We start from the raw sequence: 21,032 nt of genomic DNA, 5'->3' as shown, positions 1-21,032 counted from the left end.
CGCCTCCTCAGGCCTTGTTGCGGGTTAGTCGGTTGGCAATCGATGTGCGCACGCCGGGCAGAACGATGGCCAGGGTGACCAGCACCGCGGTTATCAGGTTCAGATCCTGGGCCTGCAGGCCCAGGAAATCGGCGTTCAGGGCAAAGGCAATGGCCAGTCGGTAGATGATGGCGCCCACCACGCAGGCGATAAGGGCACGCAAAACGGAAGAGGGGGTAACCACGGCTTCACCGCCGATCAGGGAGGCAAGGCCAATCACAATTACGCCCACGCCCATGGTGACGTCTGCTGCGCCCTGGCTCTGGGCGAACAGTGCGCCGGCAAGACCAACCAGGCCGTTAGAGACGGCAACGCCAAGCACAATCATGGCGCCGGTGGCGATGCCCTGGGCCCGGGCCATTCTGGCGTTGGCGCCGGTAGCTCGCATGGCCAGGCCGGTCTCGGATTTCATAAACCGCCACAGAAGTATTAGGGCAACAAAGACCACAATGATGAACAGAAGTACCGGTACCTGATGGTAGGCCAGATCCAGGTCGTACCACGGGGTCAGCACGGTTTCTTCCGTCAGCAGAGCCACGTTGGGGCGGCCCATGATGCGCAGGTTGACCGAGTAGAGCGCGATCATGGTGAGGATCGAGGCCAGCAGGTTCAGAATCTTGAGTTTCACATTCAGCAGGGCAGTTACCGCGCCAGCGGCCATGCCGGCCATTACCGCGCAGCCGGTGGCCAGCCAGGGGTTCCAGCCTTCAATGATCAGTACAGCGGCGACGGCAGCGCCGAGCGGAAAGCTGCCATCTACGGTTAGGTCCGGGAAATCGAGCACCCGGAAGGAGAGGTAGATGCCGAAAGCGACCAGGCCGTAGATCAGGCCGGTCTCGATGGCACCATAAAGAGCGATGTTACTCAGCATGGTCGGGTATCACCAATGATAAAACGGGCAGCCCCTTGTGAGGGCCGCCCGTAGGGGTTCAGGGAGATTACTTGGCGCTGTCGATAACCTGCTCGGCGTCCGCGATGACGTCATCGGACAAGGTGATACCCATTCGCTCTGCGGCAGCCGGGTTCACGAAAAGGTCCAGCTTTTCCATAGTCTCAACGGCCATGTCACCGGGCTTCTCGCCATTGAGTACCCGGGCAACCATCACGCCGGTCTGGCGGCCATGGTCGTAGTAGTCGAAGCCCAGTGCAGCGACAGCACCACGTTCAACGGTGGCGGTGTCGGCGGCGAATACCGGAATGCCGGCGCGCTCGCCAACAGAGATAACAGCTTCAGCAGCACTGATCACAGTGTTATCAGTGGTCAGGTAAATGGCATCTGCTTTACCAACCAGGGAACGGGCGGCACCAAGGACTTCAGAGGTTTTGGTGGCGGCACCTTTTACCAGTTCAAGACCGCGGGCGGCGAGGCGTTCTTCCAGCAGTTCCACCAGGGATACGGCGTTCGCTTCGCCCGGATTGTAGACGGTGCCAATGCGTTTGGCATCGGGCATCACGCGCTGGAGCATATCCAAGTGTTTGTCGATGGGAAGCATGTCGCTCACACCAGTGATGTTGGCGCCCGGTGCTTCCAGGTTGCTAACCAGCTTGGCACCAAGCGGGTCGGTAACAGCGGAGAAAATGACCGGCGTATTGCGGGCTGCTGCGGCAACGGTCTGGGCCGAAGGCGTGGCAATTGCCACGATCACGTCGGGGCTTTCGCCAACAAATTTGCGGGCGATCTGGGAGGCGATGGCGGAATTGCCCTGGGCACTTTCGTGCATGACTTTCAGGTTGTCGCCTTCTTTGAAGCCGCGCTCGGCAAGTTCGTCTTTAATGCCCTGGTAGACGGCGTCCAGTGCCGGGTGCTCCACAATCTGTGTGATGGCTACAACGCGGGGTTCCTGTGCCTGAACGAGGGTTGCCAGCGCCAGCAGTGTGGCACCGAACAGGGTGCGCAGGGTTGTCTTGGCCATATGCCCATCTCCGGGTAGGTTAACTGGTATGTTGCAAGTCTGAAGGGGCGGAAGTTTACCACAGGCAATGGGTTTGAGGGGTAGGGATCTTGGCTCGGAAGAGCAGGGGTGTGGAAAATAGGTGTAGTTGGAAATTATTTTGCTTGTGTCACGTTTTGACGACTCATACTATGTTGAAATACCCTACGAAAGTCTAATAATAAGTCATCCATAATTCGAATAACGAACTGCAAGGAAGGTCCATGGACACAACAAATAAGCTTCCCCTGGATATGGTCTATCACTGGGAGAAAGCCAAGCCGAACTCCCTCTATATGACCCAGCCCATCGGGGACGGCAAAACGGTGGAATATACCTGGGGCCGGGCGGTGGATGAGGCAAGGCGTATGGCGTCTTACCTGAAGTCCCTCAACCTCCCCGAAAAGAGCCGCATAGGCCTGATTTCCAAAAACTGCGCCCACTGGATCATGACCGACTGGGCCATCTGGATGGCCGGCCACATCTCCGTTCCGCTGTATCCCACTCTCAACGCCGACACCGTCAGTTACATTCTCAACCACGCCGAGTGTGAGGTGGTGTTTGTCGGCAAGCTGGACGACTGGGACATGATGAAACCCGGCGTGCCGGAATCCGTGCGTTGCATATCCTTCCCGCTGAGCCCGCCCAATGATTTCGAAACCTGGGATGATATTGTTGCCAAGTATCCGCCCCTGGAAGAAAACGTTCAGCGCGATGCCGACGAACTGGCCACCATCGTTTACACCTCCGGCAGCACCGGCAAGCCCAAGGGCGTGATGCTGAGTTTTGGCAACATGGCCTATGCAGCCGAGGGTGGCATGGAAGTGTTGGGTGTGGGCTCGGAAGAGCGCATGCTGTCGTACCTGCCGTTGGCTCACGTATTCGAGCGTACTTTTGTTGAGCTGGCGTCGCTCTATGCGGGCTTCCACCTGTTCTTTGCGGAGTCTCTGGATACTTTCGTGGAAGATTTGCGACGGGCCCAGCCAACCCTGTTCCTCTCGGTACCGCGCCTGTGGGTGAAATTCCAGCACGGTGTGCTCCAGAAGCTGCCGAAGAAGAAGCTGGACCGCCTGCTGAAGATTCCGGTGGTCAACAAACTGATCAAGAAGAAGATCCTCAAGGGTCTCGGGCTGGACAAGGTCAAGCTGGCTGGCAGTGGCTCGGCCCCCTTGGCGAGCGACGTTCTGGACTGGTACCGCAACCTTGGCCTCGAGTTGCTCGAAGGCTATGGCATGTCTGAGAACTTTGCCTATTCCCACATGAGCAAGCCAGGGCGATCAAGAACCGGTTACGTCGGTGAATCCGCGCCGGGGGTTGAAACCCGTATCAGCCCGGAGGGTGAGATCCAGATCAAGAGCCCGGCCACCATGATGGGCTACTATAAGGATGAGGAGAAAACCCGGGAGACCTTTACCGAGGATGGCTTCCTGAAGACCGGTGACAAGGGTGAGATTGATGAGATGGGCCGCCTAAAAATCACCGGCCGCATCAAGGAAATCTTCAAGACCAGCAAGGGCAAGTATATCGCGCCTGCACCCATCGAGAACCGCCTGATGTCCCACGATGCTATCGAGATGGTGTGCGTCTCCGGTGCCAATCAGACCCAGCCCCACGCCCTGGTGATGCTGGCCGAGGAATCCCGGCCGAAAATGGCGGATGAAGCGTTCCGGAAGGAAATCGAAGATAGCTTCAAAAAGCTGATTGCCGATGTGAACAAGACCGTGGACCCCCACGAACAGCTGGCATTTATCACGGTGGTGAGCGACGAATGGTCGATCGAGAACAGCTTCCTCACGCCCACGATGAAGCTCAAGCGTAACGTGGTTGAAGATGCATACCAGGAGAAAGTCGACAAGTGGTATGCGCAGCGTCAGCCAGTTATCTGGCAGTAACGCTTTCGATTACAGGTGAAGATGTTCTGGCCCGGCTTTGCCGGGCCTTTTTTGTAGTGGAAAAAACCGACGTAAGTCGCATAGGGAAACGGGGGAAGCAGGCCTAAACTGAAGGGATATCAGGAGGATGTTATGAGCCAGTTGTCCCTTTTCCAGAAACGTATCCAGGACGAGATTCCTCTTTCTCGGGCCCTGGGGATTCAATTGCATTCCTGGGACGGCCATTCGTTGTTACTCAGTGCGCCGCTGGAGCCCAACAGTAACCACCAGGGTACCGGGTTCGGAGGTAGTGTTTACTCGGCGGCGGTAACGGCGGCCTGGGGCCTGACGGAGCTGGCGCTCTGGGACCTCGGCCTCCGGGGGAATGTCGTGGTGCAGAGCGGGAATATCGACTATCTGGAGCCCGTGACATCGGATTTTTACGTGATCTGCCGGCTGCCAGGTGAAGAGATTCCCGAACGTTTTCGCAAGAGCCTTGCGAGGCACGGCAAGGGACGGCTGGATCTGACTGCTGAAGTCTTCTGTGGGGAGCCGACCACGATGCCGGAAGGCGACCCTGTGGCTGTGTTCCAGGGGCGATTCGTGGTTCAGGATGTGAAATCCCGGGTCACTTTCTGATCCGCTCAGGCGATTGATCGGCTGTTGGAAATGGAGCGGCTCATCAGGATGATCGGGATGATGCCTGCCAGCACTATGATCAGGGCGGGCAGGGCGCTGTGGTACAGTCGCTCGTCAGACGCAAACTGGTACACGTAGGTGGCCAGTGTCTCGAAATTGAACGGCCTGAGAATCAGTGTGGCCGGCAATTCCTTCATGCAATCCACGAACACCACCAGGGCTGCGGTAACCAGCGTGCCCCTCAGCATGGGGAGGTGAACACGTACCAGGGTGTTACCCGGGCTGTGTCCAAGAGACCGCGATGCCATGTCCATGCTGGGGGTGATTTTCTGCAACGCGCTTTCCACACTACCGGCGGAAACCGCCAGGAACCTCACGGTATAGGCAAACACCAGGGCGAAGGCCGAACCACTGAGTAACAGGCCGGTGCTGATACCGAAAACATCCCGCATCAGGCTGTCCAGCCAGTTGTCAAAACCCGCCAGTGGCACAATCACGCCCACGGCCAGCACCGCTCCGGGCATGGCGTAGCCAAGACTGGACAGCCGCATAAGCACCTGCATTTTGCGAGTGTTGTGCAGGCGGCGGCTGTAGGCGAGCGTGATACCGATCAGCAGAGTGGTGAGGGCCGCAGTACCCGAGAGGAAGAGGCTGTTGAAGGTGTTGCGGACAAAATCCGGGTTCCAGCTTTCGCCAAAATATTCCCAGGCATAGAGGCCGAGCGTGGCACCGGGAATCACAAACCCGAACAGCACCGGTAATGCGCACACGGCCACGCAAATCATCTGGCGCGGGAATGACATGGTAAAGCGCTGGATCGGATCCCGGTTATCCCGGGCTGCGAATTGTTGTTGGCGTCTTCGCGAGTAGCGCTCAAGGGTTACCAGGATGACCACGAAAATCAGCATGGTGGTGGCTATCTGGGCCGCGCCGCCAAGGTTGCCCAGGTTCATCCAGGTATCAAACAGGCCGGCGGTGAGGGTCTGAACCGCGAAGAAATCCACGGTGCCGAAATCGTTCAGGGTTTCCATCAGCACCAGCGAGAGACCCACGGCAACCGCCGGGCGGGCGATGGGCAGAACCACCTTGAAGAACGTGCTCAGAGCGGAGTGGCCGAGACTGCGGCTGACGGCGAACAGAGACGGGGACTGTTCCAGAAAGGCTGCCCTGGCCAGCAGGTAAACGTAGGGATAAAGGACCAGCCCGATCATCAGGGTAGCGCCTTCAAGGCTGCGGATTTCCGGGAACCAGTAATCGGCGGCACTGTTCCAGCCGAACAGGTCCCTCAGTGCGCCCTGGACCGGCCCTGCGTAGTCCAATAGGCTGGTGTATACATAGGCAATAACGTAGGCCGGTACTGCGAAAGGCAGCAGCATGGCCCACTCAAAGAATTTGCGGCCCGGAAACTCACACATGGTGACTGCCCAGGCGGAAGCCAGGCCTATCACCAGAGTAAGGGCGCCCACCCCAATCATCAGCTTGAGAGTCGTTGTCAGGTAACGGGGAAGCGTGGTGTCGATCAGGTGTGGCCAGATATTTTCTTCGGGAAAAAACGCCAGGAAAATAACGGAAAGAACAGGGAGGGCTACGATGGCGGTGGTCAGCAGTGCGCTGATCATCCATCTTGGAGAGGTACGCTTTGCCAGCAGGGGCTGGGGTAGCCCGGGGTTAACGCTGGTTGCGGCCTCGCTCATAGTGTTCCTGTGTCTGGATGTGGGGTCTGTCCGATTGAAGGTTGCAGATTGTAGTCACCTGGCCTGATGCCTGCAATGACTGGCTTCACCCACGGATTGGGCAGTTGCCCGCCGAATCGCGGGTGAGGGCGGCGAAACCACCCTCACCACTTGCGATTACTCGCCGTCGTAATCGACGCGGTCAACCAGCTTGACTGCGGCATTGCGGTTGTTGGCAATTTCCTGCAGCGAAAGGTCGTCCGGGTTGATTTCACCCCACTCGGCAACCAGCCCGGAGGGCTGTACGTTCGGGTTTGCCGGGTATTCGGTGTTTGCTTCGGCATAGATGCGCTGGGCTTCCGGCGAGGACAGGAATTCCATCAGTTTGATGGCGTTCTCGCGGTTCGGCGCGCTCTTGGTCAGGGAGATGCCGCTGATGTTTACGTGGGTTCCCCGGCCTTCGGCATTCGGGAACACAAGGCGAACCTGCTCGGCGATCGGACGCTGGTTCTCATCCTGCAGCATGTTGCCGTAGTAGTAGCTGTTACCGATGGAGATGTCGCAGACGCCCTCGGCAATGGCTTTGATCTGGTCACGGTCGCCTCCCTGGGGCTTGCGGGCCAGGTTGTCTTTCAGGCCTTCCAGCCACTTCTCGGTCTCGGCTTCACCGTGGTGGGCGATCATGGAGGAGAACAGGGCAATGTTGTACGGATGCTTGCCGCTGCGAGTGCAGATCCGGTTGTCCCACTTGTCATCCGCCAGTTGCTCGTAGGTGGTGATCTCGCCTTCCTCGACACGCTCCTTAGAGGCAAAGATCAGCCGGCCGCGGGTGGTCAGTGCAAACCATTTTCCGTCTGGGTGGCGAAGGTTTTCCGGAATGTTCTCTGCCAGGGTGTCGTTGTCCACGCCCTGCACCAGATCACGTTCTACCAGCTCGTTAAGGCGAGAAATATCAACGGTCATCACCACATCGGCCGGGCTGTTGCGGCCTTCACGCTCCAGGCGCTCTGCAAGGCCCTGTTTGGCGAATACAACGTTGCTCTTGATGCCGGTTTCCTGCTCGAAAGCGTTCAGCAGGGGCTCAAGCAGGTATGCCTGACGGTAGGAGTAGATGTTGACCTCGCCGTCTGCGGAGGCGGCCATGGGCATGGCGGTAAGGGCGATTGCTGCGGTGGCAGCCAGTTTCATTCGCATAGTCCCATCCTTTTCAGGTGATTCCGTTAATGAGTTGCCTGCATTGAGATTTGCAGGCGTTTAAAAACGCCAACCATTCTCATTTCTATTAATTGTATAGTCAATATCTCCGTTGGCATATTTTTCTGAAAATGGTGTTATGCTTCGGAAGACTATAAAAACTATGCAAAAAGTAGTGGAATCCTCAGATGGTTGGGAACGATCGAAGAGAGCACATGCGCACTGCCATGAGTGCGAAAGTAAAGGTGGTGCACACCGAGCTGGGAGAATTCATATTCTCGACCCGCGATATTTCCGATGGCGGTGTTTTTATCGTTGTCGACACTGAGCCTTTCGCGCCGAACCTTGGCGACAAGGTCACCGTGCAGGTGCAGGGTCTGCCTGTTCCGGCACCGGTGCTTGAAATGGTGGTCGTGCGTAAAACCAACGACGGGTATGGCCTCCAGTTTGATCAAAATGGTGACTGATAGGCGGATTCAGGGCGCCTGTCATGGATAATGGCATGGCTAACTCAACCGCCGTCAGGGATGTGCCAGTCAGATGATCTTTCCAGCCTTTTCCAGAGCTTACAAGCCAGTTCTTGCAAGCCTGATGCTGTTGCTTACATCGGGCTGTGCCAGCTATTACTCCCATTTTGCAATGTTTCCGGCGGAAAATTCATCAGGAGAGCCAAGGCATGTGCGGATGTCCTGGCAGAGCGCTGAATACCCCAATTGGTGGTTCGCCGGTGACAAGGCAACCTCGGTAAAGCTGGAAACCCAATGCAGCGACCGTGTCTGGCGGCTGCGCGACGGCAATGGGGCGGGTGGCTGTGGCACCGGCATTCGCGCCTGCGGCGAACCGGGCAAGGATCTTGTAGCAGGGGAGGGCGAGCCGGCAACCGGCTCGACCCGATGCATGTCCATTAATCCAGCGGATCCGGATGCCCGTATCGCCGAAATGGACGACAAGCTGGAGCTGCTGGTTTCCTGTACCCCCGCGGTTGTCACAGAGGGGCAGGGTGATGATGCCGTAAACCTTGATTACCTGCGGGCCTCTTCAGTGCCCTACACCGTTTATGTCCGCAAGGCCCCGCGGGGCTCGATGCGGGCCCGGTTGCCGGAATTTGATGAATCCGTATGTGACGCAGAGTGACACTTTCTGACGTTGATATGTGACTCCCATCACGTTGCTACATTTTGTTTCCCATTGAAAATTAGCGTTACTCTTTGTCGCGTTTGGGTTACCTGGCGATACGATATTGTAATTGTGTCTTCCGGCGGTTCAGTCAGAATGGTAGCCATCGAAAAGTTTGTTGTGTGAGGTGGCCCGTGGGTGTCCAACAGAAAAAAGTCGCAGTACATGATCTGGAAGTGGGCATGTTCGTGTCTGATCTGGACAGACCATGGCACCAGACTCCCTTCCCGATTCAGGGTTTCCATATTCGCTCCCAGGACGACATTCGCGCCCTGGTTTCCCACTGTAAGTGGGTCATGGTCGATGTGGCGGAAGCGCGGGAAGCAAAAGAGGTAAAAGGCGGTAGCAAGCCGGTTTTCGGCAAGACACTGAACAAGCGTGGCGGTGGGCGAGAGCAGCTTCAGTTGCCGCCACTGAGTATTCGGGAGCCGGTAGCCTACGAAACCGTCACCAGCCTTAAAAAGGAAATGAAAACGTCCAAACGCCTGTTGGACGATATGGAAGTGGCGCTGGACCAGCTTTTCGAGACCCTCCGTGCCGACGGCGTGCCGGATCTCAGGCCGATCGCCGCGATCACCAGCAAAATGGTGAGCAGCGTTGTTCGCCAGCCTGATGCGTTATTGTGGCTCAGTCGCACCCGTGCTCATGACAGTTACCTTTACCGGCATGCCTTGAACACATCGGTCTGGGCCCTGGTTTGTGGTCGACATCTGGGTTTGAACGAAGGGCTTCTTAATCATCTTGGCCTCGGTTGTTTGCTGTCGCAGGTGGGCAAAACCACGCTGCCGCCTGAGTTGCTGGCCCGGGAAGGTCAGTTAAGCGCCGAGGAATATCTTACTTACCGTGGTTACGTTACCCGTGGCGTTGCCATGCTGGAGAACAGTGGGCTCTCACGTGCGGTACTCAGTGTTGTTCAGGGGCATCGCGAGCGCCATAATGGCTCCGGTTTCCCGGAGGGTGTCCGGGGGGATCGCATTCCGTTGTTAGCCAAGGTGGCCGGCATTGCGGAATTTTTCGAATCGTTGATTGCACCCCGCTCCCACACCGAACCCATGACCCCAGCAAAAGCGGTAACGCTGCTCTACGAGATGCGCAACATCGAGTTCCAGGAAGACCTGGTGGAGAATTTTATCCAGGCGATTGGTATCTATCCCACCGGCAGCCTCGTGGAGCTCTCCGACGGGCAGCGTGGCATCGTGGTTTCACACTCCCCGGAACGCCGGCTCTGGCCTCGTGTCATGGTTATGACAGATACTGCTTCCAGGCCTTTGAAAACTGCCAAAATCATTGATCTGGCCCGGTACAACGAAGGCAAGGAAGCAGCGGAAACGGTGCGGATTCGTGAATGCCTGCCACACGGCACGGAAGGTCTGGATCCGTCCTGTTATGATGTTACTGGCGTGGAGTCACGCTGGAGTCTGACCCGCCTGATCAGCGGATAATCACACGCAGCTGTTTGCGAACCCACCGATAGGTATCCTCCGGACGGAAGCTGAGCAGAAGCTCGGATTCTCCGCCGGAGGGACCGGCGACAAAATACTCCACTTTTCCGCTCTGCCAGTCGGCTGAATGTATCTGGACATCCTGCGGGCGTGTGCTGATGGCTTCCAGCTCCGCCAGAGAGAGCCCGCCGCCGATCTTTCGAACCGCAACCTGCTTCAGGGCTGTATCAGTGGCCGGATGGCTGGCTACGTCTTCATCCAGGAAATAACGATTCGCGACGGTTGTACTGATCGCCTTGAGCTCCCGCGTGAGATAGATCTGGGCATCCTCCGAATCGATGTCTTCCATGGTGCGCACGGCATTTTCGATCCGGTCCTTTTTGGCTTGCAAGTCTTCACTGTATTCAATGTCCGGATCGCGATCCTCGTCGTTCTCTGGCCTCGGAGGCGCATTATCGATCTCCTCCTGGGTTGGTGGTTCCTCACACAGTTCGTCGTCTTCCGGGTAAAAGCAGATTGCGGCCAGGAGCTGGTTGGCCGGAGACATGGGATCGGTTGCAGTGAACTCTGATTCGCTGACACTGAAGTCAATGGGTGCTGTCAGGTCCGGAAGGGCGGCATTCAACTGCGCAATAACCCGATCCCGGATATCGACCCCTTCGCCCTCTGCAACATTCTGGCTCCAGTTCAGAAGCATCAGAAACCGGGACAGGTTCATCAGCGTCGTGTTTTCCAGAACCTGTTGCTCGGTAAGCGTGTGGGTGCTCAGACCTTCTTCATCCACCATCGGCGTTTGCAGCTCCGTTCGGGTGGTCTCGAAGAACTCGAGCAGTGTTATGTGTTGCCGGGCCGGCACGCCACTGACCAATGGCAGGTCTCCAACGCTGAAGGTGAGTGTCTCGCCGGGGTAGTAGCGGAACTCTCCTGCAGGGTTCGTGGCGCCCGATTGGCTCGCCGTTTGGTAGGAGAGGCCGTTGAAACCGTTGAAGTTGACCTGGCCGGTGCTGGTGTCGTCGCCGGAACTGCCGTTGTCATCCAGGCAGCCAGAGAGGGCGAGGGCGCCCAGAAGTGTAAACGTTAGTCGGATGCGGTGAACGGATCTCATGGTTGTTCGTACATTCCCTTCGATTCAGCGCGCCCGCACTCAGGGTGCGGCAGCCCCTTTTGTAAATTGTTGTAACCGCATTATAGGGGCGGGGTTTGCCTCATATCGGGATTCCTGTCGCAGTTTCCGTTATTGGCCAGGGCACACGCCCGGCTGATAAGGGCCTTGAAATCAGCAGCTTTGTCACAATAAACAGCATTCTAAATTTTGGCTGGCGGCTTGGGCCGTTCATGCCGTTTTTTCACCGAATCGGATTGATTTATGACCAATGCACTGGAAATTGAGGGCCTCACCAAGACCTACGGTGACGGGTTTCAGGCTCTCAAGGGGATTGATCTGCACGTCGCCGAGGGGGATTTCTTTGCCTTGCTGGGGCCTAACGGGGCCGGCAAATCGACCACCCTGGGTATTGTCTGCTCCCTGGTGAACAAGACAGCAGGCAAGGTTCGGGTGTTCGGTTATGACACCGATACTCACCTTTCCGATGCCAAGCTGAACCTTGGCGTGGTGCCCCAGGAGTTCAACTTCAACCAGTTCGAGAAAGTCTTTGATATTGTGACCACCCAGGCCGGCTACTACGGAATTCCGTTGAAGCAGGCCTCGGCGTCGGCCGAAAAGTACCTGAAAAAGCTTGGTCTGTGGGACAAACGGAACACCCCGGCCCGGATGCTGTCTGGCGGCATGAAGCGCCGTCTGATGATTGCCCGCGCCCTGGTCCACGAACCGAAACTGCTGATTCTGGACGAGCCCACCGCAGGCGTGGATATTGAACTCCGCCGTTCCATGTGGACCTTTCTGGAGGAGATGAACCGTCAGGGTACCACTATCATCCTGACGACCCATTACCTGGAGGAGGCGGAAGCCCTTTGCCGCAACATTGCCATTATCGACCATGGCAAGATCCTCAAGCACACCAGCAAGAAAGCCTTGCTGCAGCAACTGAGCCGGGAGACTTTTGTGCTGGATACCGAGAAGACCCTCGACTCCGCGCCCGAGCTCAACGGTTTTCCAACACGCCTCGACGCGGAAGGAGCCCTGGAGGTGGAAGTGGAGAAAGGTCAGGGGCTCAACCAGGTATTCGTGGAGCTTGAGCGGCTCGGCATCAAGGTGGTCAGCATGAGAACCAAGGCCAACCGGCTTGAGGAACTGTTCATTCGCATGGTTGAGGAGAACGCTGAATCCAGCAAGGCAGTGGAGGGTGCAGCATGACGCCACATGCCTTGTTCACAGCCTTCAGCACCATTGTTGTTCGGGAGATACGCCGGTTTACCCGTATCTGGGCCCAGACGTTGCTGCCGCCCGCGGTCACCATGACCCTGTATTTCATTATTTTCGGCAACCTCATCGGCTCCCGGATCGGCGAGATGGGTGGCTTCGACTATATGTCGTTTATTGTGCCGGGCCTGATCATGATGGCGGTAATCACCAGTTCCTACGCCAACGTCGTGTCGTCGTTCTTCTCCATGAAATTCCAGCGCAGTATTGAGGAGCTCTTGGTGTCCCCCGTACCTAACTGGGTCATCCTTGCCGGCTACGTGTGCGGAGGCATGGCCCGGGGCCTGGGGATCGGCCTGATTGTCACGCTGCTATCACTGGCGTTTACCCGGCTGTCCATCCACAACCTGCCCATGATGGTTCTGACGGTATTTCTGACGTCCGCACTGTTCGCACTGGGCGGCTTTATCAACGCCATGCTGGCAACCAAGTTTGATGACATCTCCATCGTGCCCACGTTCGTACTGACACCCCTGACTTATCTGGGCGGAGTGTTCTACAGCATTGATCTGCTGCCAGGGTTCTGGCAGGGCGTATCCATGGCCAATCCCATCCTGTATATGGTCAATGGCTTCCGGTACGGGATTCTGGGCGTGTCAGACGTTAATCCGTTCGTTTCTCTTGGTATGATTCTGGTCTTCATCTCCGTGCTGGCATTCATCGCCCTGAGAATGCTCGAGCGCGGAAAAGGCATTCGCCACTGATCTCAGGAACACCTATGGCACTTAATGACGCGCCGCTTGGCAAAACAAGCGATTACCCGGACAGCTACGACCCGGGCCTGTTGTTCCCCGTGGCGAGGGAGGAAAACCGTCGCCGCCTGGGGCTGGAAGACGGCCGTTGGCCATGGTTTGGCGAGGACTTGTGGCAGGCCTGGGAAATCTCGTGGCTGAGGCCAAATGGTGTTCCGGAGGTGGCCTGGGCGGAGATTGTTTTTCCTGCGGCCTCGCCTTCGATCATTGAGTCCAAATCACTCAAGCTGTACCTCAACTCATTGAACCAGGCAGTTTATTCCTCCCGGGAACAGGTTGCCGAAGTGATTACCCGGGATCTGTCCAGTGCCTGCGGCGGAGCAGTGCAGGTTAATCTGTTAAGTGTCGACGAATCAGGGGAGGCCATTGGTCGTCCCGTGGGGTTCGAGTTAATTGATGATGAACCGGTTAGCGAGGTGGCCTATGAGTATTCGCCTGACTCTCTGAGGACCGGCGGTGAGGTGGTAACTGAGCAGTTATGCTCTCATCTTCTCAAAAGCAACTGCCCGGTGACGGGCCAACCGGACTGGGCCACCCTGATGGTCAGCTACACTGGCCCCAAACTCGATCGGGCTGGCTTGCTGCGTTACGTCGTGAGCTTCCGGCAGAAGCAAGATTTCCATGAGCATTGCGTGGAAACGGTGTTTACCGATCTGATGCGCCGATGCAACCCGGAGTCGCTTACAGTGGTTGCCCGATACACACGCCGGGGCGGTTTGGATATTAACCCCTGGCGAAGCACAGAAACCGGCAAGGATGCCGGGCCGCGACTGATACGTCAGTAATGCCGGTGGTCGTGAGCGCAGGGATGCGCCTCAGGAAACATCCTCTTCCCGTCGCAGGCGGTCTGCGGCGTCTTCCAGGGCGATCAGAATGGCCTGGCGTTCCTTCTCGGTGATCTTGTCTGAATCCAGATACATGGCGAAGCCACTGTGCTCGTGCTCGAGGAAACTGCGGTTGGGGCCCATGTCGCGCCGGAAATCCACCACCTCATAAATTGGCACCGGTTTGCCGAAGCCTTTCACGGTAATTTCACCCTTGTCCCGGCACATGATCTTGTCCTTGATCAGCGAGAAGGTCTCATAGGAAACCAGGATTTCACCCGGCTCCGCCAGGGATTCAAGCCGGCTGGCAAGATTCACTTCCTTGCCTATGATGGTGTAATCCATCCGGTTTTCCGCGCCGAAGTTGCCGACGGTTGTGTAACCGGTGCTGATCCCCATTCGAATTTCAAGCGGGGTCTTAATGCCCTGGCTGCGCCATTTCTGGCGCATGATTTTCATGTGCTTGCGCATCTCGATGGCCATGGAGACACAAGCAAAGGCGTCCTCCCGCTGGCCCCGGCTGGTTGGGTCGCCAAAGAACACCATGATGGAATCGCCAACGAACTTGTCGATGGTGCCGCCATACTTCAGGGCCACTTCCGACATCTCGTTGAAGTAGTGATTCAGTAGCTCGGTCAGTGCCTCCGGCTCCATTTCCTCGGACAGCTCGGTGAAGCCCTTGATGTCCGAAAAGAACACCGCCAGTTTCTTACGCTGGGTTTCCAGCCGCACATCCCGCTCGCCAGTAAAGATGGACTGCCAGACCTGAGGCGATAGGTATTTGGAAAGCTTGTGGGAAAGTGCGATGGACTGCTCACGCTGGTTCTGGATCTGGGTTTTTGCCAGCATCAACGCACGTGCCTGTTGGTGGGAATAATAGGCGGTGACGCAAATATATATGCCGGTTGAGAGAATCGACACAATGCTGGTAAGCAGGGGCGAATGTGGCCCGTCTGCCGGGCCGAGAATAGCGACAGAGCCTGCAATGGCGGCGGCCATGAAAACGGTGCCCATAAGCCATTGGCGGATACCCCCGACAATCAGGCAACTGAACATCAGCATCAGCGCAACGGCCAGGGAGGGTATGACGATCAGCCCGATGCAGCCAATAAACCCGCCACCGACAACGCAATCGAAAATCAGCATCTTCTGGCGAATGCGTGGTGAATTTCTCAGGAACGTTCGGCGGGTGAGGGCGTGAGCGATATGCGGCCAGGTCAGGGCACCGGCAACCAGCCAAAGGAGCCATTGGGGAAATGCGCCCTGCAGAACACCGGTTACGATAATGGCGGCGGTTGACGTATAGGCCAGCACCCGGCCGTTGTAATCGGGCATTGGCGGAATCGCAATCGGGTTGCCCGACGCCTCAGACGCCAGGGACCTGCCAGCTGAGCTGCTGGCGTTGCGAAGGTCTGCCGGGGCGCTCATCATTTCAGAAACGGATCCTGCCAATGAGCATGTCGCGGAACATGACCCAGTCACCCATCAGGCTGTACAGTGGGTACTTGAAGGTGGCAGGGCGGTTTTTCTCAAACTTGAAATGACCCACCCAGGCAAAGCCATAGCCAATGACCGGCAAGGCCAGAAGCCACAAAAGCTTGCCTGTAGTCAGTGCCCAAAAGGCCACGATCAGAACCAGCAGGCTGCCGGCAAAGTGCAGACGGCGACAGGTGACGTCGCTGTGCTCTTCAAGGTAGTAAGGATAGAATTCGGAAAAGCTGTTGAAGGTTTGCTGGTTGCTCATTGTGTTGCCACTCACCGTTGTACGACCGCGTCATTTATAATTGTTGGTAGACCCGACTACGACTAAAGGTTAACAGCATTACGTACAAGCCACAATTCACAGCAGGGAATTGCATTCGTACCCATTTTTCCAACTCATCAGAACAGCGATCAGACAGCGAGCAGATATGACAGCAGTTACCGATTTTCTTCTCAATCGTTCGTCAGAACCCAGGCTGGAGTCGCCCGCGCCGGACCCGGCAACCCTCGACCGGGCTTTTGCCTGTGCTGCCCGCGCGCCTGATCACGCGCTGCTGAGGCCCTGGCGCTACCTGGTCGTAGAGGGCGAAGGGCTGGAGGCTCTGGGCGAACTGTTTGCGTCCACCTGTGCCAACAACAGCGACGAGAAGGAGATCGAGAAGCTCAGGCGCGCCCCTCTTCGGGCGCCAATGGTGATTGTTGGTATCGCGTCGCCGAAAACGCATCCCAAAGTACCTGAGATCGAGCAGGTGATGTCGGCCGCAGCCGGCATGAGTTTTATTGAGATTGCCCTGCAGGACGCCGGTTACGGCGTTATGTGGAGAACGGGCGGTGTTGCGTACCATTCCTCAGTTCACGCCGGGCTGGGGCTGGAAGAGCATGAGCAAATCGTCGGCTTTCTCTACACCGGAACAGTCTCCGCTCCCAAACCGGCTGTTCCCAGGCCGGGGGTTGATGAGTTCGTGCGTCATTGGCCCTGATCTCCTGACTGAATGCTCCCCCGGTCCGCGCCGGGGGAAGCAGCTTGCCGCTTTTTCTTGCCCGTTCCTTGCCTGCTTTGCCCTGACCGTTCATTCACCACTGGTCAGGGCCCGCCAATACTGGCTTTCCTGACAAATTTACACCTCGCCTGAATTCTGGCATCCAGCTTGCTTTAGTCCTGTCAAAGAGCACAGCCGGCAAAAACAGGTCGGCATACTGGTGCAGTTTTCGGGAGGCAACATGGCAATTACGTTCGATTCGGCTCTGGGCATTCACCAACACGCGGTTGAAGCGCGGGTTAAACGTGCCGAAGTTCTGGCAAACAACCTGGCGAACGCTGATACCCCGGGATTCAAAGCCCGCGACCTGGATTTCCAGGCGATGATGCAGAAGGCCCAGGAGCAGGTCAGCGGATTCCAGATGGCCAAAACGCATGATGCGCACATGGATACCTCCCTCTCGGCCTCGGAAAGCGATTTGATGTATCGGGTACCTCACCAGCCGTCGGTTGACGGCAATACCGTGGACGCCCAGCAGGAGCAGACCCGCTTCATGCGCAACGCCATGGATTTCCAGGCCAGCTTCCAGTTTCTGAACAGCAAGTTCAGCGGTTTGACCAAAGCCATTAAAGGCGAGTAAGCCGCAGTCACAGGGTTAGCGAAGGAGAGTTTTCATGTCACTTGGCAGCATTTTTGATATCGCCGGTTCCGGCATGACCGCGCAATCACTGCGGCTGAACACAACCGCGTCCAACATCGCCAATGCGGAGACAGCGAGTTCTAGCACGGGTGAAACCTATCGGGCCAGGAAACCGGTGTTCTCGGCCATTCAGCAGTCGCTGATGAATCCGGGGCAGGGCGGTTTGCCGATGGCGGCCGATGAGGGCCCGGGTGCCGGTGTCAGGGTTGAAGGTATCGTTGAAAGTGATGCGGAGCTGCAGATGCGTTACGAGCCACATCATCCGGCGGCCAACGAGGACGGTTATGTCTTTTACCCCAATGTGAATGTGGTTGAAGAGATGGCGGACATGATGTCGTCGTCCAGAAGTTTCCAGATGAATGTGGATGTCATGAACACAGCCAAGTCCATGATGCAGCGCATTCTGACTCTCGGTCAGCAGTAATACGGTGAGGAGCACAACATGACTGCAGTAAATGCAACAGACGCGTCGGATGTTCTGAGCCAGTACCAGCTGAAGCAACAGAATGGCGGTCAGGGTACCAGCGAGCTGGGCCGGAACGAGTTCATGGAACTGATGCTGGCACAGCTGAAAAACCAGAACCCGCTGGAGCCGCAGGATAACGGCGAATTTATCTCCCAGCTTGCCCAGTTCAGCTCGCTGGAGGAGATGCAGAATCTCTCCGGTACGGTCGAAGATGTGGTTGGACAGTTCCGTTCCACTCAGGCCCTGCAGGCCTCCGCCATGGTGGGTAAAACCGTACTTGCGCCCTCTCAGATCGGGATTCTGGGCGCTGAAGGCGAAATTACCGGAACCATTGAAGTTCCGGCATCGACCGGCGGTCTACGCCTGTCCATCGAGGGGCAGAACGGTGAGCGGGTGCGTCAGATTGATCTTGGCGCAAGTCAGGCGGGTGTGGCGTCTTTCCGCTGGGACGGTCAGGACGGCAACGGCAATCCCTTGCCGCCGGGACCCTACCGTATTGTGGCAGAGGCTTCCTATCCCGATGGGCCGCAGCAGTTGGGCACCATGGTTAGCGCCAATGTGGACAGCGTGTCTTTGGGCCAGGGCGGCTCGATAACCCTGAATCTTGCAGGCATGGGCTCCATTGCTCTGTCTGATGTGAAACAAATTAACTGAGACCGGTGAGACACCAAGGGGTGAACCATGGCATTTAATACAGGTTTGAGCGGCCTTCGTGCGGCATCGGTGGATCTGGACGTCACCGGCAACAACATTGCCAACGCCAGCACAGTCGGCTTCAAGGGCAGCAAAGCCCAGTTTGGCGATCTTTACGCCAGCGGCTTCCTGAGTGCAGGCACCAATCCGATCGGTGACGGTGTCCGGGTTCAGGATGTAAAGCAGTCCTTCGGCCAGGGCAATATCAGCTTCACTGACAGCGGCCTGGACATGGCCATCAGTGGCGACGGTTTCTTTATTCTTAACAACGGTGGCGAGATTCGCTACTCCCGGGCAGGCCAGTTCGGGATTGATAAGGAAGGCTATGTAACGAACAACCAGAGCATGCGGGTTCAGGGCTATACCGCAGACGAAGACGGCAATCTATCCGGGATTCGCGGGGATCTTCAGATTGAGACGGATAACCTGTCGCCGCGTCGCACGACCAATCTGGATTCCGACCTGAACCTGGATTCAAGAGAGTCTGTTCTGGAAACCCGCGTGAGAGATATCGGGCCATTGACGCTTGCGTCGATTCAGGGTGAGAGCTTTGACGTGCAGTACTCCGATGGCTCGCCGAATTTCAATGTTGCTATCGATCCCACGGCGAGTGCTCGCCTGGCGGCTTCTACTATTAATGATGCGCCTGGATTAAGTGCCTCAGCCACGACAACGGCAACGTTTGATGGCACGCCGGCCCTTGATAACACTTTTATAACCGGTGCCAGCTCATTTTCGTTCAGTCTTGATATTAACGGTTCCCCTTTGACACTGGATACCTCAAATATCAACTCGCTTCAGGATCTGGTGGATTCCATCAATAACTCTTCGGAAACGGCCATTTCGGCGTCGTTGGTGGACGATGGATCAGGTAGCAATGATGTCCTGCGCGTGATTCATAATCAGGGCGAAACGCTCGATTACACCTTTGCAGATGGAAATGGAAACGGCGATACCGGCACCGTTGAGGGCGATGTAAATGTCACCGCTGACCGGTCAGTAACTGGTATAGCGTCAACTTCTGCGGACAACGACTTTGAGGTGGCCTTTAACGCGTCTCCGATTCGCGTTACCAACCAGTTTAACCCCCTGGACCAGCGTACCTACAACCACGCTACATCCACTACTATTTACGATAGCTTGGGCAACTCCCATGAACTGACGCAATTCTTTGTGAAAAACCCGTCTCCGGGTAATGGGGTTGGGGTGAGTGAGTGGTCAGTCTATGCCCAGATTGATGGCGAATTTGTGGGCGGAACCGACGTGACACCTTACACCGCGCGGTTTGACCAGGACGGTGCCTTGCAGTCTATTGATGGCGACCCAAGCGGTGAAATACTGATCGATGACTGGATTCCCAAGGATGATACCGGTCAGCCCAATGGCGCGGACGGACCTCCTGCAGCCGGCGAGACGGTGGTAACACCGATTCCTGAGCCACCAACAACCTCAGCTTTCGTGATAAATCTGAGCGGAACAACCCAGTACGGGGCGGCATTCGGGGTTAATGACCAGCAGCAAAATGGCTATACCACCGGTCGCCTTTCCGGGCTCGACGTATCGGATCAGGGGGTATTATTCGCACGTTACACAAACGGCCAATCCCAGGCATTGGGTCAGGTAGCGTTGGCATCGTTCAATAACACCAATGGATTGTCGCCTGTTGGCGACACTTCCTGGGTCGAAACCTTCGAATCCGGCCAGCCGATCATAGGTGCCCCGGATACCGGAACCCTGGGCTCTATCAAGGCCAGCTCGGTAGAAGAATCGAACGTGGACCTGTCTGCGGAACTGGTCAACCTGATCATCGCCCAGCGCAACTATCAGGCGAACGCCAAGACCATTGAAACCTCCGATGCGGTCACACAGACCATCATCAACCTCCGTTAACATCGTCAGCTAGTCAACATGGCATGACTCCTGCAGGAAGACTGGAAACAGTCAAAATTCCGGCAGGAGTTTTCCCATGGACAAAGCCCTCTACATCGGTATGTCTGGTGCCAAGCAGAATATGCTGGCCCAGCAGGCCCATGCCAATAACCTGGCGAACGTCAGTACCACCGGCTTCAAAAAAGATTTCGCCCAGGCCCGCAGCATGCCTGTCTACGGGGAGCACCACCCGACTCGCGCCTATGCCATGACCGAAAGGCCCGGCACGGACCTTTCCGCCGGTGCGCTGATGGAAACCGGGCGCAAACTGGATGTGGCGGTTGAAGGAGAGGGATGGCTTGCCATCCAGAACGATCAGGGCGAGGAAGTCTTCACCCGCAGTGGCAGTCTCCAGGTGGATGTCAACGGCCTGGTACGCCTGGCCAACGGCGAACTGGTGCTCGGCAACGGTGGGCCGGTAGCGCTTCCGCCTTTTGACAACGTCGAGATTGGCGCCGATGGCACCGTCTCAATCGTTCCTGTGGGTGGACCACCGGACCAGCTGGTTGAAGTCGACCGGCTGAAACTGGTCAGTCCGCCGCCGGAAGCCCTGGAGAAAGGCCTCGATGGACACATGCGCCGCAAGCCGGATCAGGCTCTGGATGGTCCCGAGCCACCGGACGCAAACCAGCGGGTTGCCTCCGGGTTCCTTGAGAGCTCCAACGTGAATGCGGTGGAAGAGATGATCTCGAACCTTCAGTTGTCCCGGCAATACGAGATGCAGGTGAAGGTAATGACCACTGCCAACGAGAATTCCGAAGCAACGGCACGGCTGTTGCAGAACCTTTAAGTAACGACTGAACACATTGGCCTGGCGGGCCTGAAGCGGCAAAAAATGGCCGCCTGACTGCCCCCGGCAAG

The 21,032-nt window shown here is 56.9% G+C and carries 21 protein-coding genes; 14 read left to right on the top strand and 7 right to left on the bottom strand.

Features of this window, described 5'->3' with window-relative positions; genetic code table 11:
• Nucleotides 1–7: 7 nt before the first annotated feature.
• Nucleotides 8–910 carry an ABC transporter permease gene (locus KEHDKFFH_RS03620; protein WP_104320657.1) on the bottom strand — a complete coding sequence of 301 codons (903 nt, stop codon included), beginning with the start codon at nucleotides 908–910 and terminating at the stop codon, nucleotides 8–10.
• 67 nt (nucleotides 911–977) lie between these two features.
• Nucleotides 978–1,952, bottom strand: a complete 975-nt coding sequence (locus tag KEHDKFFH_RS03615) for an ABC transporter substrate-binding protein (RefSeq protein WP_104320656.1) — start codon at nucleotides 1,950–1,952, stop codon at nucleotides 978–980.
• Nucleotides 1,953–2,194: 242 nt separating this feature from the next.
• On the opposite strand from KEHDKFFH_RS03615, the gene KEHDKFFH_RS03610 reads away from it, so the two are divergent.
• Complete coding sequence (locus tag KEHDKFFH_RS03610; protein WP_104320655.1) at nucleotides 2,195–3,862, top strand: AMP-binding protein; 1,668 nt, start codon at nucleotides 2,195–2,197, stop codon at nucleotides 3,860–3,862.
• 132 nt (nucleotides 3,863–3,994) lie between these two features.
• Entirely contained in the window at nucleotides 3,995–4,480 is a 486-nt protein-coding gene (locus tag KEHDKFFH_RS03605; protein WP_104320654.1) for a thioesterase domain-containing protein, read from the top strand.
• 5 nt (nucleotides 4,481–4,485) lie between these two features.
• Here KEHDKFFH_RS03605 and KEHDKFFH_RS03600 read toward each other — a convergent pair whose 3' ends face one another.
• Both KEHDKFFH_RS03600 and KEHDKFFH_RS03595 read right to left on the bottom strand, forming a co-directional pair.
• Nucleotides 4,486–6,174: an ABC transporter permease gene (locus KEHDKFFH_RS03600; RefSeq protein ID WP_104320653.1), complete on the bottom strand. Its 1,689-nt coding sequence runs from the start codon at nucleotides 6,172–6,174 to the stop codon at nucleotides 4,486–4,488.
• 156 nt (nucleotides 6,175–6,330) lie between these two features.
• Nucleotides 6,331–7,347 carry a Fe(3+) ABC transporter substrate-binding protein gene (locus tag KEHDKFFH_RS03595; protein WP_104320652.1) on the bottom strand — a complete coding sequence of 339 codons (1,017 nt, stop codon included), beginning with the start codon at nucleotides 7,345–7,347 and terminating at the stop codon, nucleotides 6,331–6,333.
• A 188-nt stretch (nucleotides 7,348–7,535) separates the two neighbouring features.
• On the opposite strand from KEHDKFFH_RS03595, the gene KEHDKFFH_RS03590 reads away from it, so the two are divergent.
• The 3 genes from KEHDKFFH_RS03590 (at nucleotide 7,536) to KEHDKFFH_RS03580 (ending at nucleotide 9,965) form a co-directional block, all read left to right on the top strand.
• Nucleotides 7,536–7,814: a PilZ domain-containing protein gene (locus KEHDKFFH_RS03590; RefSeq protein ID WP_104320651.1), complete on the top strand. Its 279-nt coding sequence runs from the start codon at nucleotides 7,536–7,538 to the stop codon at nucleotides 7,812–7,814.
• Nucleotides 7,815–8,031: 217 nt separating this feature from the next.
• On the top strand, nucleotides 8,032–8,481 hold the full coding sequence (locus KEHDKFFH_RS03585) for a hypothetical protein (protein WP_241956419.1): 450 nt from the start codon (nucleotides 8,032–8,034) through the stop codon (nucleotides 8,479–8,481).
• Nucleotides 8,482–8,657: 176 nt separating this feature from the next.
• Nucleotides 8,658–9,965 carry a cyclic di-GMP phosphodiesterase gene (locus KEHDKFFH_RS03580; protein ID WP_104320649.1) on the top strand — a complete coding sequence of 436 codons (1,308 nt, stop codon included), beginning with the start codon at nucleotides 8,658–8,660 and terminating at the stop codon, nucleotides 9,963–9,965.
• Here the strand turns inward: KEHDKFFH_RS03580 and KEHDKFFH_RS03575 are convergent.
• Entirely contained in the window at nucleotides 9,955–11,070 is a 1,116-nt protein-coding gene (locus tag KEHDKFFH_RS03575; protein WP_104320648.1) for an organic solvent ABC transporter permease, read from the bottom strand. The genes KEHDKFFH_RS03580 and KEHDKFFH_RS03575 overlap by 11 nt on opposite strands.
• A 261-nt stretch (nucleotides 11,071–11,331) precedes the next feature.
• Here KEHDKFFH_RS03575 and KEHDKFFH_RS03570 point away from each other — a divergent pair, with 261 nt between their 5' ends.
• The 3 genes from KEHDKFFH_RS03570 to queF are packed head-to-tail and all read left to right on the top strand — an operon-like array spanning nucleotide 11,332 to nucleotide 13,882.
• A complete protein-coding gene (locus KEHDKFFH_RS03570; RefSeq protein ID WP_104320647.1) occupies nucleotides 11,332–12,279 on the top strand; it encodes an ABC transporter ATP-binding protein in 948 nt (315 codons plus the stop codon).
• On the top strand, nucleotides 12,276–13,049 hold the full coding sequence (locus KEHDKFFH_RS03565) for an ABC transporter permease (RefSeq protein WP_104320646.1): 774 nt from the start codon (nucleotides 12,276–12,278) through the stop codon (nucleotides 13,047–13,049). The genes KEHDKFFH_RS03570 and KEHDKFFH_RS03565 overlap by 4 nt, the downstream gene beginning before the upstream one ends.
• Nucleotides 13,050–13,063: 14 nt before the next feature.
• The gene (gene queF, locus KEHDKFFH_RS03560) at nucleotides 13,064–13,882 is read left to right on the top strand and encodes an NADPH-dependent 7-cyano-7-deazaguanine reductase QueF (RefSeq protein WP_104320645.1); all 819 of its coding nucleotides are present in this window, start codon (nucleotides 13,064–13,066) and stop codon (nucleotides 13,880–13,882) included.
• 30 nt (nucleotides 13,883–13,912) lie between these two features.
• On the opposite strand, the gene KEHDKFFH_RS03555 is transcribed toward queF, so the two are convergent.
• Together KEHDKFFH_RS03555 and KEHDKFFH_RS03550 are read right to left on the bottom strand one after the other, a co-directional pair.
• The gene (locus KEHDKFFH_RS03555) at nucleotides 13,913–15,256 is read right to left on the bottom strand and encodes an adenylate/guanylate cyclase domain-containing protein (RefSeq protein WP_422385682.1); all 1,344 of its coding nucleotides are present in this window, start codon (nucleotides 15,254–15,256) and stop codon (nucleotides 13,913–13,915) included.
• Between the two features lie 97 nt (nucleotides 15,257–15,353).
• On the bottom strand, nucleotides 15,354–15,665 hold the full coding sequence (locus KEHDKFFH_RS03550) for an Mpo1-like protein (RefSeq protein WP_104320643.1): 312 nt from the start codon (nucleotides 15,663–15,665) through the stop codon (nucleotides 15,354–15,356).
• Between the two features lie 166 nt (nucleotides 15,666–15,831).
• On the opposite strand from KEHDKFFH_RS03550, the gene KEHDKFFH_RS03545 reads away from it, so the two are divergent.
• The 6 genes from KEHDKFFH_RS03545 to KEHDKFFH_RS03520 all read left to right on the top strand — a co-directional run bounded on the left by KEHDKFFH_RS03545 (nucleotide 15,832) and on the right by KEHDKFFH_RS03520 (nucleotide 20,961).
• Nucleotides 15,832–16,383, top strand: a complete 552-nt coding sequence (locus KEHDKFFH_RS03545; RefSeq protein ID WP_104320642.1) for a nitroreductase family protein — start codon at nucleotides 15,832–15,834, stop codon at nucleotides 16,381–16,383.
• Nucleotides 16,384–16,624: 241 nt separating this feature from the next.
• Nucleotides 16,625–17,023, top strand: a complete 399-nt coding sequence (gene flgB, locus KEHDKFFH_RS03540) for a flagellar basal body rod protein FlgB (protein WP_104320641.1) — start codon at nucleotides 16,625–16,627, stop codon at nucleotides 17,021–17,023.
• A 34-nt stretch (nucleotides 17,024–17,057) separates the two neighbouring features.
• Complete coding sequence (flgC, locus tag KEHDKFFH_RS03535) at nucleotides 17,058–17,507, top strand: flagellar basal body rod protein FlgC (RefSeq protein WP_104320640.1); 450 nt, start codon at nucleotides 17,058–17,060, stop codon at nucleotides 17,505–17,507.
• Between the two features lie 18 nt (nucleotides 17,508–17,525).
• Nucleotides 17,526–18,203, top strand: a complete 678-nt coding sequence (locus KEHDKFFH_RS03530; RefSeq protein WP_088828593.1) for a flagellar hook assembly protein FlgD — start codon at nucleotides 17,526–17,528, stop codon at nucleotides 18,201–18,203.
• Between the two features lie 27 nt (nucleotides 18,204–18,230).
• On the top strand, nucleotides 18,231–20,132 hold the full coding sequence (locus tag KEHDKFFH_RS03525; RefSeq protein WP_104320639.1) for a flagellar hook protein FlgE: 1,902 nt from the start codon (nucleotides 18,231–18,233) through the stop codon (nucleotides 20,130–20,132).
• Between the two features lie 76 nt (nucleotides 20,133–20,208).
• Nucleotides 20,209–20,961 carry a flagellar basal body rod protein FlgF gene (locus KEHDKFFH_RS03520; RefSeq protein ID WP_014576887.1) on the top strand — a complete coding sequence of 251 codons (753 nt, stop codon included), beginning with the start codon at nucleotides 20,209–20,211 and terminating at the stop codon, nucleotides 20,959–20,961.
• Nucleotides 20,962–21,032 lie beyond the last annotated feature (71 nt).

It is taken from the genome of Marinobacter maroccanus, assembly GCF_002933275.1.
Classification (GTDB): domain Bacteria; phylum Pseudomonadota; class Gammaproteobacteria; order Pseudomonadales; family Oleiphilaceae; genus Marinobacter; species Marinobacter maroccanus.
Note: the sequence above shows the minus strand (reverse complement) of the source record. Positions and strands in the feature narration are given on the sequence as shown.